This is a genomic window from Weissella koreensis KCTC 3621 (assembly GCF_000277645.1).
Map to the genome: position 1 here is coordinate 46,890 of NZ_AKGG01000005.1, position 14,899 is coordinate 61,788.

Below are 14,899 nucleotides of genomic sequence, written 5' to 3' on the forward strand. Positions count from 1 at the left end.
TGATTAATTTCAAAAAGAGGAGTGTGAGCATGAGTTTAATTCAAGATTTAGAAAAACTACGGCAACAAGCTTTACAAGATATTGATGAAAAAAGTAAAAATGCACAAGACTTACAAAATGCACGTGTTAATTGGTTAGGTAAGAAGGGTTCATTGACGAATATTTTGCGGGGGATGAAAGACTTAACACCTGAAGAACGCCCAACAGTGGGATCAATGGCTAATGAAATTCGTGATGCCATCACGGATGCAATTGCAGAACGACAAGTTGAATTTGAAGCAGCTGCTTTGGAACGTCAATTACAAAAAGAAACATTGGATGTTACACTGCCTGGTCGTAAAGTTCAACAAGGACAGCCCCATGTGTTACAACAAATTATTGATGAACTAGAAGATCAATTTATGGGAATGGGTTATCAAGTCATTGCTGGTCCTGAAGTCGAGCAAGACAAATATAACTTTGAAATGATGAACTTGCCAAAAGACCACCCAGCTCGTGATATGCAAGATACATTTTATATTACGTCTGATCTCTTGATGCGGACACAAACTTCACCAGTACAGGCCCGAACATTAGAACAACACGATTTTACTAAGGGTCCATTAAAGATGATATCACCCGGGCGAGTTTACCGACGTGATACTGATGATGCAACACATTCACATCAATTCCATCAAGTTGAAGGTTTAGTGATTGATAAAAATATTACGATGGGAGACTTAAAGGGAACCCTTTTGGCAGTCGCTCATCAATTATTTGGTTCTGATCATGATATTCGTTTACGACCATCTTATTTCCCCTTCACAGAGCCTTCTGTTGAAGTTGACATATCTTGGGGACCAGTAACTGCTAAAACAAAGCCAGAAGATATTGAATGGATTGAAGTTTTGGGAGCTGGGATGGTTCATCCTAATGTTTTGGAAGCAGCGGGTGTCGATTCAAGTGTTTATGGGGGCTTTGCCTTTGGAATGGGTCCAGATCGATTTGCCATGCTAAAGTATGGGGTTGAAGATATTCGTAATTTCTACCTCAATGATATGCGCTTCTTAACGCAATTTGACCAGAAAGGATAATTAATATGAGAGTATCAACAAATTGGCTAAAAGATTATATGAAGATTGATTTACCAATCAATGAATTAGCCGAAAAAATTTCACGGACTTCTGTTGAGATTGAAGGACAATCCCAAATGCAAGGGAACATGAAAAAAGTCGTTATTGCGAAGGTTTTAACAGTTGAACCACATCCTGATTCAGATCATATGGTAATTACGCAAGTTGACGCCGGAGAAGAAGAACCAGTTCAAATTGTCACGGGGGCACCTAATATTGCAGAAGGACAAACTGTTATTTTAGCCAAGCATGGTTCAGTCATTGGAAATGGCGTTAAGATTAAAAAAGGAAAACTTCGTGGAGTTCGCTCAAATGGAATGCTTTGTGCTTTGCAAGAAGTTGGGCTTGATGATAAGTTAGCGCCTAAGGAGTTGGAAGCTGGAATTTGGGTCTTTAACGAAGATGATGCTAAAGATTTAAAGCCTGGTGATGATGCTTTTCATGCGCTTGGAATGGATGATGATATCTTAGAGACTGGGATCACACCTAATCGTGCAGATATGCTATCGATGAATGGAACGGCATTTGAAGTTGCTGCGATGTTAGGTGTACCTATGACGTTGCCAAAGTTTGAGTTACATGAAGCAACGCAAAAAACTAATGAGACTTTACAAGTTGAAGTGCCAAAGGAACTGGCAACTACTTACGGCGTTCGCGTTGTTAAGAATGTAGCAGTTAAGGATTCGCCTCTTTGGATGCAAAAGCGTCTTTGGAATATGGGAATTCGACCAATTAATAATATTGTAGATATTACTAATTATTTAATGTTAATGTATGGTCAACCCCTACATGCATTTGATTATGATAAATTACCAAGTACTAATTTGAAAGTTCGGACAGCTCAAGCTGGTGAAAAATTAGTGACATTAGATGATGTTGAGCGAGAAACAAGTGCGGGCGATATCTTAATCACAGCGGATAATGAACCGTTAATGTTTGCTGGAGTGATGGGTGGAGCTTCAACCAGAGTTACTGATCAAACCCAAACTGTGGTCTTAGAAGCGGCTATTTTTGAACCAACATCCATTCGGCATACTGCACGTGATCAAAATCTTCATTCTGAAGCTTCACAACGCTTTGAACGAGGAGTTGATGAAAGTATGACGCTCGTAGCATTAGATCATGCAGCAGCCCTTATGGCTGAATTAGCAGGTGGTGATCTTTTGGCGGAACCGGTTATTGCTCAAAGTAAAACAATTAGTTTACCTGTTGTGTCAATAACTTTGGAATACATTAGACATGTCTTAGGAATGGAAATTACGGTCACAGAGGTTGGGGATATATTTGATCGCTTGCAATTTGCTTATCAAGAAGATCAAGGCGAATTCAAGGTTGAAATTCCAACCCGCCGTTGGGATATTTCAATTTCAGCGGATCTAGTGGAAGAAGTAGCACGGATGTATGGTTATGATAATTTACCAACAACCTTACCAGTAGGGGAAATGACACCTGGTCAATTAACCCCAGCACAGACTTTGATTAGAGCTAGTCGTCATACATTAGAGGGCTTGGGCCTAAATCAAGCTATGTCATATGTATTGACGACACCGAAAAAGGCAAAACATTTCCAATTAGAAGCTGGGATGCCCGTACAATTAAATTATCCAATGTCACAAGATCGTCAACAAACACGTAGTTCATTGTTGACGGGGTTGTTAGATGATACAGCTTATAATATTGCTCATAATCAAAATGATGTGGCTTTGTATGAACAAGGACGTATTTTTATTGCTGATTCTGATCAAACTCAACAACCACGAGAAATTGAGCATTTAGCAGGAGTTATTTCAGGAAACTGGCACCAACGTTCTTGGGCTGATGCAGCAGAAGCAGTCGATTTTTATGCATTGAAAGGAATTGTTGAACGGTTATTAGAAAATTATAAATTTAAGCAAGAAATTAAATTTGTACCAATTGATCGACACGTCGAAATGCATCCTGGACGAACAGCAGATATTTTTGTTGGTGAAGTTTATGTGGGGATGGTTGGTCAAATCCATCCTTTGATTGCTAAAGAGTACAAAATCAATGAAACCTTTGGATTTGAATTGAATTTGGATACAATTATTGATTTGAAAAAGTTAAAGACGCAATATAACGAGGTTTCACGTTATCCTGAGATTTCAAGAGATATCGCTGTATTGGTCAATAAAGAATTAGATGCTGCTACTTTGCAAAAGACTATTGTACAAGCTAGTGGTCGCTATCTAGAAAAAGTTGAACTATTTGATGTTTATACCGGAATGAATGTTGGTAGCGATCAAAAATCATTGGCTTATACTTTAACTTTTGTTGATCGAGAAAATACGCTAACTGATGATGTCGTGACTGGAGCAGTAGAAGCAATTACTAATACGCTTGAAGAAACATATAATGCTGAAATTCGTTAATATTACTTCGTTTTTTTAAACAAATTAGGCGTTTTATGAATGAAATGGTAAAATAAATGGGATTGGGATAATTGTTTCCAATCCCATTTTTAGTACCTGTTTTTCAGGTTATTTAAAATAATATTAATTTGTATTAACGAGATAGATCCATTTAAGAAAAAACCGGAGTACTTAGCATAGCTTATAATTTTCGTTGATCGAATTTATATGAAATTATCACGAATGAACAGAAATGGTTTTTGATCATAGAAGCTTCTGATTGAAACTATGGACTGAATTTATATAAAAGTAATAGGGGAATTTAATATGCCATTTGAACCGCGAAATTCGCGTTACGAAAAATCTAAAAAAGGATTTTTAAAACGTGATAAACCTAAAGATCAGCCTAAAGAAGCACCTGATGAAAAATCAACGTTACTAGACGATAATCAATTAGAATCCAAACGTTTGACACCTCAATTAAAGGAAGAAACATTGACTAAACCAAAGCCAAACGATCAGCCAAAACAAAACGACGCTAAACCAATCCAAAACGTTCAGATTGAGAATAATTCAGCTAAAGAAGAGCTTCCTGCGAAACTGGAGGCATCCGTAGAAATAGATCATCTGACTAAAGATCAGCGTCTCACAGATGAAACTGTAGAATCACTATCTAGACGTTCACGTTTAAATTCAAATAAAGCTAAAAAACAGACGAAGAAGGTGGCACCAAAAGTTGTCTCTGAGCGTCCGATTAAAACTAAGAAATCTAAAGTGACTCGTGGTAAACAACAACGACGTCCTAAGGCTAAAAAGGTAAGTGGGAAACGTCGCGTAATGTGGATAATATTGGTCTTAGTTATTGTAATTGTTGGAGTGATAGGTTGGCGTGGAATTAGCGCTTATCAACAATCAAATAATTACAGTGCTATGCAACCAAAAAACAAGAAGAAACAAGAAGTTTATATTCCGCAAGGATCCACAGTGCAACAAATTGGACAAATTTTAGTTAACAAACATTTAGTTCATTCGAATAAAGCTTTTTTGCATTATGTTAACGCCCATGATGCTAACAATATGTTGGCAGGTTATTATCAATTGAGCCCCTCAATGCCGATGAATGTTTTAGTTAATCGACTCTTAAAGGGTGGTTCAGATACGCCCATTAATCATGATATGGTTTTAACGATGACTGAAGGTGAGGGGATCGATAGCTTTGCAAAAAAAGTCGGTAGTTCTAAGAAATTTACGGAAAAGGATTTTTTAGATAAAGTTAATGATCAAACCTTCTTGGAATCGCTAGCTAAAAAGTATCCTGAATTATTAACTTCAGCTATGTCGGCTAAAGACACTCGATATCGTTTAGAAGGATATCTTTATCCAGCGACATATGACTATACTCGGTATAAAACAGTAGAAGATCTCATTACTGCTATGGTAGATAAAACTGATACAGAAATGCGACCTTATTATAGTAAGATTAAGAAAAGTAATATGAACATGCAAGAACTTATGACCGTTTCTTCATTAGTCCAAGGCGAAGGTGTCGGCGATAAGGATATGCGAATTATTGCGGGCGTATTCTTGAATCGATTGGATATTGATATGCCCATTCAATCTGATGTCGCTGTTAAATATGCATTGAAAACTGATAGAGTTAATTTATCAATTGATGATACGATGGTAGATTCACCATATAACTTATATCGGAATCCTGGTTATGGACCAGGTCCAATGAATAATCCAAGTATTCAAGCGGTTAAAGCTGTTTTGAATCCCAAGGATCGTCAGAAAAAGTACTTGTACTTTGTGGCTAATTTGAAGACAGGAGCTATTACTTATACTAAGAACCAAGATGATCATGATGCGGCGGTAGCTAAGGTTGATGATGTTAATCAAGGGATGGAAAATAAGTAAAAGGACTAGACATGCACAAAAAAACGATTAATTTAAATCCGTTACAGTGGCGTGCCAACACTCAGGCCTTATGGCTCAGCTTTTTAGGACCGGTTATTTTTATAGCCGGTTATTTTGCGTTTCGAGGTGTTGCGCCATTTGGTGATAATACAATTTTGACGGTTGATTTGGGACAACAATATATTGATTTTATTGCGTATTTGAAAGATAGTTTGCTGCAGGATCCTAGTCGCTTATTATATAGTTTTAGTAAAGGCCTGGGTGGTAATTTCTATAGTGATGGAGCGTATTATCTGTTTAGTCCATTTAACTTACTATTGCTACCATTTTCTAAAACAGGGCTACCATTAGGAATTTTTTTAGTTACTATTCTGCGTTATGGCTTGGCAAGTTTAAGTATGGCTTGGGCTCTACGCTTGATGCGTTGGCAAAATGGTTTTGCGTTATCCGTTTTTGGCTCGATTTATGCTTTAAGTGGCTGGATGTTAGTGAATCAATTAAATGTAATTTGGATCGATGTTGTGATCTTGCTGCCATTGATTGTAGCTTTTCTAGAACGTTATTTAGCTGGATATAGCTATTGGCCTTATATATTGCTATTATCATTAGCTTTTATCTGTAATTATTACATGACCTATATGGCTGGACTATTTTTGATTTTCTATTTTTTATGGCGTCTAACTTGGGAACCATATTCATTTTATGAACGTTTAAAATTGGCAGGTAAATTTATATTTTCATCATTGATGGGGATTGGTTTGTCAACGTTTGTGTGGTTACCAACGGCAATGACTTTGCATAACTCGAAGGGGCAGCATTTTTGGGAAAATGTAAAAAATGTTTTTGATAATACCCCTGTCGATTTAATAACTAAATTTTTCCCAGGTGCGTTTAATTTTAAACAAATAGAAACAGGTTTACCGAATATTTTCGTAGGAAGTTTGATTCTTATTCTATGTTGGTATTTTTTCACGACCAAAAATGTTCGTTGGCCCACACGTATTATGGGGGTCGTTGTGACCGCGTTTTTCGTAGTGTCAATGTTATATCAACCCCTCAATGTTGTCTGGCATGGATTCTCATTTCCTGTGTGGTATCCGTATCGGTTTAGTTTTGTATTTATTTTTTGGTTAATTTGGTTATCAGCTAGTGTTTGGTCGCCAAAAATTGAGTTTAGTAAATTTCAGGTTATTAGTTTAGCTGGGTTAGCAATAGCAGCAATTGGTTGGATTATTTATCGAATTGATCAATATGAGTATTTAAATCTGTATCAGATTGGTTTAGGTGCTACTATATTTACTTTGATTTTAATCGGATTGACACAAATACATAAGCATCCCTGGTGGATAGCTGTGATCGGTTTGCTGGTTGGAATTGATATGATAATTAACTCTGTGTTAACCCTTAATCATCTCAGTTATTTATCAAATAGTGAATATCAAACGGTTGTTAAGACTATTCAAAAGAATATCGATACTTTACCTCATAAAAGCAATGATTTTTATCGTGTAACGAAAAATTTTCAGCGAACTAAGGATGATCCAATGCAATTTGGTTATGCCGGAGGAAGTGTTTTTACATCGATGTTAGAAAATCAGCAAAGTGATTTGATGGCAACTTTTGGACAACCAGAAGGAGATAATTATATTGCTTACGGGGGAGGAACTTTAATTAGTGATAGCTTGTTAGGAATGCGTTACCTGTTACGTTTAGATCAAACGACTAATCAACAAATTCCGTCAGCAATGTTTAATGATAATCGATATGATGCACAAGAAAATTATAAGATGATCAGCCAGCAACAAGGGATTCAGGTGACGAAAAATAAAAACGCCTTACCTTTGATCTTTGCCTCTGATCCAACAGTACTTAATTTTAAAACGCATAATGATGATCCGATCAAAAATCAAAGTGATCTTTGGCAATCATTACTAGGTAGTGAGGATAAAGCTTTTCAAAATATTAATTTTAGTGGCGCTCAGGCGGAAAATCTAATGACACCTGAAACCGTGACCGGTGCTTTTTTGTCAAAAAATAATCAAAAAAAGAATGCAAGTTTGACTTTGTATTATCAAAAACAAGCATCAGGACCGACTTATTTAACTCTCGGGACTGCTTTGAATTCTGACAATTTAGAGCTACAGGTTGATGGTCAAATAATTTATCCGATTCCAGCACATCGACATACGATGATTTATACATTACCGGATAATGGTCAAGTGGGAGATCAACATCAAATTAAATTAATTTTGAAGACGAATACAGTATGGTTACAGAATGTCTCGTTATATGCTATGCGGCAGGATATTTGGGACAAACAAGCTAAGCAATTGCAAAAACAAGGTATTAAATATCAGACGGTCAAATCCAATGATATTAAAGGAACCATCAATGTTCCTAAAGGAGAAAATGTTTTGATGTCGACCATTCCTTATTCTAAAAATTGGTCAGTATCGATTGATGGACGTGAGGTCAATACAGTTAAAGTTGCTGGTAATTTCTTGGGGGCGGTTGTATCATCAGGAGATCATAGAATTGAATATGAATATAAGGTGCCACTATTACATGAAGGCCTATTTATTTCCATTGGATTTATGATCTTTTTATTGGGGATGAGTTGGTCAGAAAGTTCTAAGCGTCGACATTCCTTACATGAATAATCTTTACAACTAATTAAGATCGTGGTATCTTGATTTTTAGTTTAGATGGTAAAAACCATTAATTAAAATTATATAAATTATTATAGGGGGCCAATTATGGCAGATGAAAAAACATACCCAATGACACTTGAGGGAAAGCAAAAATTAGAAGCGGAGTTAAATGAATTGATCACGGTGCGCCGTGGTGAAGTTACTGCCGCAATTCAAGAGGCGCGTTCCCATGGTGATCTATCTGAAAATTCAGAATATCAATCAGCTAAGGATGAACAAGCTTTCATGGAAGGCCAAATTAAGTCTTTGCAGAATATGTTAGATAATTCTGAAGTCATTGATTCGAGCTCCATTGCTGCCGATGAAGTTTCAGTTGGTAAGACGGTTACCTTTCAAGAAGATGGGGATGAACCAGAATCTTATACTATCGTAGGTTCAATTGAAGCTGATCCCGATGACGGTAAAATTTCTAATGAATCACCGATTGGAAAAGCCTTGATAGGACATAAGGTGGGCGACATGGTCAAAATTACTACTGAAAATGGTTTCTCGTTTGAAGTTAAAATTATTTCAGTAACCTTAGCATAAATAATACCGTTTAACGGGGTGATAAGTTTTTTGAAATGAGCATTGGCTGATTTTGAAAAACTTATTTTTTTCCAGGATATTCTTGAATAATGAAACGAGTAGATTTTGTTAATTGTCTATGTAGAATGTGATAGAATAAAACTAACTAAATTATAAGAAATTAAGGTGTGATGAATGCAACAGCCAAGACGTAAAAAGAAAAATAGGCGGGCACCCAATTCATTAACTCGTATTTCCGTACGGTTAAATGTTTTGCTAGGAATTGTAATTTTGCTGTTGGTTTTACTAGGCTTGCAGTTGGCAAACTTGCAAATTCGTCGCCAAGCTAGTTTTAAAGAAGAAGTTAACTCAAGCGCTACCAATTTAGAAAAAGAGCGTGTACAGCGGGGTCGAATTTACGATGATACTGGAAAAGTAATCGTTGATAATAAGGGGACTCAAGCGATTACATATCGTAAGCCCAAAAGCACTAGTGAGGCAGAGATGTATCGAGTCGCTAATGAGACTGGTAAATATCTTAAGGTGGATACCGATCAATTGGCACCAACTAATTACGCAACTTATTATGTATTAGATAAAAAAAGAGCTGAAAAAGTTGGCCGTTCAATTAAGAATTTAGCTACTTATGGAACTGATGAGTGGATGCGTCAAGTGACTAAATATGTCATGACGCATGAGGATGATTTTCCTATGACTGGTCAACAAAAGAATAATGCCATGTTGTATCAAAAGATGTCAGGAGCATATGCATTATCGACGGTTTATTTGAAGACCAACGATGTGACAGATAAAGAAATTGCTAATATTGGGGAACGTCAATCTAAAATGCCAGGGGTGAAGGTTGGAATTTTCTATACTCGTGAGTATCCGAATGGGGATGGAATGAGTTCAATTATTGGTTCTGTTTCAAATTCAAAGTCAGGATTACCTGAATCAGAAGTTAATACTTTGTTGACGCAAGGATATAGTCGTGATGACAGTGTAGGAACTTCATATCTTGAAAAATACTATGAATCGGCTTTGAGTGGGAGTAAGAAAATTATTTCTGTGGGAAGTAATGATTCAAAACAAACAGTAGTACAAAGTGGTCAAGCTGGATCAAATTTGAACTTAACAATTAATTCTAAGTTCCAAGAAGATTTGCAAAAAATTCTGGAAGAAAATATTCCAGGTGGTTTAACAGAAGGTGCTTATGCTGTAGCCATTAACCCTAAGACTGGTGGGTTGTATGGAATGGCTGGAGTACACCGTGATAATGAAACTGGGAAGTTAACATCAGATGCTTTGGGTAATATTAATCGAGCACAGGTTGTCGGATCGGTTGTTAAGCCGGCCATGATTACTACTAGTATGATGAATAATGTAATTAGTCCTCAAAATAATGCAGTTAATGATGTGCCAATTCAAATTGCGGGAACGGCGAAGAAGTCATCTTGGTTTAATCAAGATGGTAGTGTTCCATTAACAGCTGAAACAGCCCTACAAAATTCTTCAAATTCGTACGTGATGCAAATGATGCTAAAGATGGGTGGCTTAAATTACTATCCAAATATGACACTAGGTAATTTGGATCATGATGTATGGCAGAAGATGCGCAATGGGTTTGCTCGCTTTGGCTTGGGAGTTAAAACGGGAATTGATTTGCCTGGAGAAACAACGGGAATTAAAGGTGATACTGGTGCTGATCATAGCGGTAATGCTTTGGACGAGGCTTTTGGTCAATATGATACCTTTACTCCTATTCAATTAGCACAGTATGCTGCGACCATTGCAAATGGTGGCTATCGAGTACAGCCACATGTAGTTGGTTCGATTTCACAACGACAAAAAAATTCTTCGATTGATCAACTCCAGACTACGATTCCAACTAAGGTTTTGGGCACTGTAGGATGGACTTCTGCTGAACGTGAAGTGATTTGGAAGGGAATGAACTTAGTGGTAAATGGAACAGGTCCTTACGTGACTGGTTCAAATTTGAAGTCAATTAAGCCTGGTATTTATGCCAAAACTGGAACAGCTGAAACGTTTACCAAGGGTCAACAGACTTATAGTTCAACCGGAATTTCGTTTGTGCCAAACAGTGATGTAGCTATTGCAGTAGCTATTCCAGGAATTTCAAATCAAGCACAAGATGGAATTTCATCAGAGTTTACTAAGAAGATTTGGGAAGCTTATTGGAAAGATGTTGAAAATTCTGATAACAAGTAGATATTAAAAAATAAAAGTAAAATCCTTGATTTGTGTTATAACAAATTGAGGATTTTACTTTGTTACACAATAATTATTCAAGATAAAGTATGAGAGTGGCTTATGATGATATCTAAAAAAATATTAAGGCAGCAAGCTCTGGAAAATTTAAAAAGGGTCACAACATCACAGAGGGTTGAACTGTTAACGCAGTTACCTAAAATGGTTACTCAACTAGTACAATGGAAAACGAGCCAAGTAGTGGCCGTTTCAATGGCGACTACATTTGAAATTCCGACTAGTTTGCTAATTCAGATTGCTTTTCAGCAACAAAAAACAGTTGTGGTACCTAAAGTTAAAACTAAAACTGTAATGGAATTTGTTGTAGTGACACCAGAGACTATTTATGAAAAAAGTACATTTGGAATTTTGGAACCAATTACTGGGCAAATAGTTCCGCCTAATATAATCGATTTATTCGTAGTTCCAGGTTTGTTTTTTAGTGCTGATGGTCATCGTATTGGATTTGGAGGAGGATACTATGATCGATATTTAAGACAAAGTAAGGGTTATCGAGTAGGAATGACGATAGCTAATAATTGGCAACCAATACCAACGTGGAATGTTGAAGAAATGGATCAGCCTATGGATAAAGTAATAAAACTAACGATCGAATAAGGACAAGATATGGTAAGATATTTCTGTATCATAACTGATATGGTGATTTCAAAAAATATTTAAAAAGTATGTAAAAAACGAGGTGTTAAATGGAACAACGACCAATGCAAACTTTTAAAGATGTGCTAAATTTACTAAAAGTTTATGATATTTATATTCACGTGGGTGAGCGTTTGTGGGATATAGAGTTAGCAGCTATTGAAGTTGATAATTTGGCTAAAGCAAGTTTAATTGATAACGATTTATATTTGCGAACTAAATTGGTATTAGAACGAGAACATCGCTTAGAATTAAAAAAATAAATTAAATCGCTTTCATTGACTTTTATAGGATTTGTTTTGTACAATATAAAAGGTTATTGAAAACGCATACATTGAAATCTTGCGGGGGAGTATTTTAAGATGCAAAAAGATAAATTAATTGGTGTTGATTTAGGTGGTACAACGATCAAGTTTGCGATTATGACTGCGGATGGTGAAATTCAGCAAAAATGGTCGATTCGTACCAACGTTTTAGATGATGGAGAACATATCGTACCTGATATTGTTGAATCAATTAATCATCATCTTGATCTATATGAATTACCAAAAGAACGTATTATTGGAATTGGAATGGGAACTCCAGGTACGGTTGATTATCAAAAGGGAACAGTCCGATCAGCTTATAATCTAAATTGGCAAGAGACGCCAGTTCAAGTTAAAGCTGAAATTGAACAAGGAACTGGCTTACCTTTGACAATTGATAATGATGCTAATGCAGCTGCTTTGGGAGAACAATGGCGTGGTGCCGGTGAAAATGCACAAGAAGTGGTCTTCATTACATTAGGAACTGGTGTTGGCGGTGGAATTATCAATGATGGTCACTTGATGCATGGAGCTTATGGAACAGCTGGTGAAGTAGGTCATATTGTTGTTAAACCTGATGGATACCTATGTACATGTGGAAACCATGGTTGTTTGGAACAATATGCTTCAGCAACGGGGGTTGTTCACCTTGCTCAAGACTTGGCAGAAGCATATGCTGGAAAATCAGAACTAAAAGCGATGATTGATGATGGAGCTGAGGTGACATCTAAAATTGTTTTTGATTTAGCTAAAAATGATGATTATTTGGCAAATGAGGTGGTTGATCAAGTTGCATTCTATCTTGGATATGCCTCAGCTAATTTGGCTAATACTTTAAATCCATCAGCTATCGTTATTGGTGGCGGAGTTTCAGCAGCTGGACCTTTCTTATTAGAACGAGTGAAAACTAACTTTATGAAATTTGCATTCCAACCAGTACGTGAAAATACTGACATTAAATTGGCAGTTTTAGGAAATGATGCTGGAGTTTATGGAGCTGGTTTGTTATCTAAACAAGCATAATCAAGCTGAAATAAATAAAGATTTACTCAACTTTTTTGGGGAAATCTTTTTTTTGGTAATGTAGCGTTATACTTTTGTTATAAAAATGTAAATATTAAATTTCTTTTAAAATGGTAAAGAAAGCTAAAAGATGTTAAAATTTACTTAATGTAAGAATATGAAATTTTTAACAGTTGAATGAATCCCTATTTAAAGGGAATTAAACCAATAGCTAGATAATTAAAGCGTTTCTGTAATTGAAAATAAATGAGAATATGCGATAATATTTGTTATAGTTATCAATACTGTCAAAATTATTTTTTACATTAGTTGCTAACTGTCAGAATTTATTTACAAAACAATATTAGTAAGTAATCCTATAGTAATTAAGGATTACCTCAACAAATATACTCGAAGGGGTACAAAAATGTCGAATTTAGAAAATATAAAACTGTCAAATACTGGTAAAATGATCGTTGCTGCAGCAGCAGTAACGGCTGGGGCATTGGTACAAATTAATCAAAATGATCAAATGGTTAACGCTGATGATACGAAAGCAGCGGTTCAAAATCTTGGACAATCAACTAATACATATAAAATTCAATCAGGTGATACTTTAACTAAAATCGCTAAAGCTAATGATGTATCTTTAGATGATTTGGTAAAGTTTAATGGTATATCTGATAAGAATATGATTATTGTTGGTGAAACTCTACAATTATCAGCCAACAATACTGATGCTAAAACATCAGAAGCTAATACTACCAGTGATGCTTACACCGCTGTTGATGGGACTAAGATCACTGACTTACAATACAATGTCAATGCTGATTCTGATAATGATAACTTCATGACTGTTTCAGAATATAATGCATGGGTTAATGGTGGACGTCACGAAGCTGAAGCAGCTTCAGAAGCTACAACTGAAGATGCTGTATCATCAGAAGCTACAACTGACACAGCTGCAACAAGCGATGCTGATGCAGCTGTTGACGGAACTAAAGTTGCTGACTTACAATACAACGTCAATGCTGATTCTGATAACGATGGCTTCATGACTGTTTCAGAATATAACGCATGGGTTAATGGCGGACGTCACGAAGCTGAAGCAGCTTCAGAAGCTACAACTGAAGATGCTAAGTCAACAGAAACTACTGCATCATCAGAAGCTACAACTGACACAGCTGCAACAAGCGATGCCAATGCAGCTGTTGACGGAACTAAAGTTGCTGACTTACAATACAACGTCAATGCTGATTCTGATAACGATGGCTTCATGACTGTTTCAGAATATAACGCATGGGTTAATGGCGGACGTCACGAAGCTGAAGCAGCTTCAGAAGCTACAACTGACAATGCTAAGTCAACAGAGACAGCTGCATCATCAGCTACAGCTGACACAGCTGCAACAAGCGATGCTAACACAGCCGTTGATGGAACTAAAGTTGCTGATTTACAATATAATGCCAATGCTGATTCTGACAATGACGGCTTCATGAATGTCTCAGAATATAATGCATGGGTTAATGGTGGACGTCACGAATCTGAAGCTGCACCTAAGGCTGCTACAACTGACAATACTAAGTCAACAGAAGCTGCTGCTCCAGCAGCTACAGAGACTGCTACACCAGCAAAAGAAACTGCAACTACTAACAACAGCCAAAATCAAGGTTCTTGGTATGATGTAGCAATGTCATTGACAGGAATCCCTTATGTTTGGGGCGGACACACACCAGCAACTGGATTAGATTGTTCAGGATTTACTGCTTGGGTTTATAACCACTCAGGAATGACTTCTAACTTCCCAGCCTATACTGTGGCACAAGAAAGTGCAACAACTAGCATTTCTGTTTCTGCAGCTCAACCAGGAGACCTTTTGTTCTGGGGAACACCAGGAGCAACTTACCACGTAGGAATTTATCTTGGAAATAACCAATTTATTGCTGCACCACAACCAGGAGATGTTGTGCGTGTACAAACTCTTACAGCTTCATGGATGCCAAGCTTTGCTGGAACTTTACGTTAATATAAAATAAAAAAACTCGTGACTT

10 protein-coding genes are annotated in these 14,899 nt (G+C 36.6%); all 10 read left to right on the forward strand.

Annotated features, from left to right (window positions below):
* Window positions 1-29: 29 nt before the first annotated feature.
* The gene (gene pheS / locus JC2156_RS00935; protein ID WP_006844968.1) at window positions 30-1,073 is read left to right on the forward strand and encodes a phenylalanine--tRNA ligase subunit alpha; all 1,044 of its coding nucleotides are present in this window, start codon (window positions 30-32) and stop codon (window positions 1,071-1,073) included.
* Between the two features lie 5 nt (window positions 1,074-1,078).
* Window positions 1,079-3,502 (forward strand): phenylalanine--tRNA ligase subunit beta, encoded by a 2,424-nt coding sequence (gene pheT, locus JC2156_RS00940; protein ID WP_006844969.1) that lies wholly within the window; start codon window positions 1,079-1,081, stop codon window positions 3,500-3,502.
* A 306-nt stretch (window positions 3,503-3,808) separates the two neighbouring features.
* The gene (gene mltG, locus JC2156_RS00945) at window positions 3,809-5,398 is read left to right on the forward strand and encodes an endolytic transglycosylase MltG (RefSeq protein WP_006844970.1); all 1,590 of its coding nucleotides are present in this window, start codon (window positions 3,809-3,811) and stop codon (window positions 5,396-5,398) included.
* A gap of 11 nt (window positions 5,399-5,409) precedes the next feature.
* Complete coding sequence (locus JC2156_RS00950) at window positions 5,410-8,058, forward strand: YfhO family protein (protein WP_006844971.1); 2,649 nt, start codon at window positions 5,410-5,412, stop codon at window positions 8,056-8,058.
* Window positions 8,059-8,154: 96 nt separating this feature from the next.
* Window positions 8,155-8,637: a transcription elongation factor GreA gene (gene greA, locus JC2156_RS00955; RefSeq protein ID WP_006844972.1), complete on the forward strand. Its 483-nt coding sequence runs from the start codon at window positions 8,155-8,157 to the stop codon at window positions 8,635-8,637.
* Between the two features lie 174 nt (window positions 8,638-8,811).
* Window positions 8,812-10,845, forward strand: coding sequence for a penicillin-binding transpeptidase domain-containing protein (locus JC2156_RS00960; protein WP_006844973.1), 2,034 nt, complete (start codon window positions 8,812-8,814; stop codon window positions 10,843-10,845).
* A gap of 102 nt (window positions 10,846-10,947) precedes the next feature.
* Complete coding sequence (locus tag JC2156_RS00965; RefSeq protein ID WP_013989630.1) at window positions 10,948-11,502, forward strand: 5-formyltetrahydrofolate cyclo-ligase; 555 nt, start codon at window positions 10,948-10,950, stop codon at window positions 11,500-11,502.
* An 89-nt stretch (window positions 11,503-11,591) separates the two neighbouring features.
* Window positions 11,592-11,804: a YqgQ family protein gene (locus JC2156_RS00970; RefSeq protein WP_006844975.1), complete on the forward strand. Its 213-nt coding sequence runs from the start codon at window positions 11,592-11,594 to the stop codon at window positions 11,802-11,804.
* Between the two features lie 99 nt (window positions 11,805-11,903).
* The gene (locus tag JC2156_RS00975) at window positions 11,904-12,869 is read left to right on the forward strand and encodes an ROK family glucokinase (protein ID WP_006844976.1); all 966 of its coding nucleotides are present in this window, start codon (window positions 11,904-11,906) and stop codon (window positions 12,867-12,869) included.
* Between the two features lie 406 nt (window positions 12,870-13,275).
* Window positions 13,276-14,874 carry a C40 family peptidase gene (locus JC2156_RS00980; RefSeq protein WP_006844977.1) on the forward strand — a complete coding sequence of 533 codons (1,599 nt, stop codon included), beginning with the start codon at window positions 13,276-13,278 and terminating at the stop codon, window positions 14,872-14,874.
* Window positions 14,875-14,899 lie beyond the last annotated feature (25 nt).

Bases quoted from the DNA above. Each gene is read 5' to 3' on its own strand.
- pheS (WP_006844968.1), top strand. From the start codon at position 30: ATGAGTTTAATTCAAGATTTAGAAAAACTACGGCAACAAGCTTTACAA.
- pheT (WP_006844969.1), top strand. From the start codon at position 1,079: ATGAGAGTATCAACAAATTGGCTAAAAGATTATATGAAGATTGATTTA.
- mltG (WP_006844970.1), top strand. From the start codon at position 3,809: ATGCCATTTGAACCGCGAAATTCGCGTTACGAAAAATCTAAAAAAGGA.
- JC2156_RS00950 (WP_006844971.1), top strand. From the start codon at position 5,410: ATGCACAAAAAAACGATTAATTTAAATCCGTTACAGTGGCGTGCCAAC.
- greA (WP_006844972.1), top strand. From the start codon at position 8,155: ATGGCAGATGAAAAAACATACCCAATGACACTTGAGGGAAAGCAAAAA.
- JC2156_RS00960 (WP_006844973.1), top strand. From the start codon at position 8,812: ATGCAACAGCCAAGACGTAAAAAGAAAAATAGGCGGGCACCCAATTCA.
- JC2156_RS00965 (WP_013989630.1), top strand. From the start codon at position 10,948: ATGATGATATCTAAAAAAATATTAAGGCAGCAAGCTCTGGAAAATTTA.
- JC2156_RS00970 (WP_006844975.1), top strand. From the start codon at position 11,592: ATGGAACAACGACCAATGCAAACTTTTAAAGATGTGCTAAATTTACTA.
- JC2156_RS00975 (WP_006844976.1), top strand. From the start codon at position 11,904: ATGCAAAAAGATAAATTAATTGGTGTTGATTTAGGTGGTACAACGATC.
- JC2156_RS00980 (WP_006844977.1), top strand. From the start codon at position 13,276: ATGTCGAATTTAGAAAATATAAAACTGTCAAATACTGGTAAAATGATC.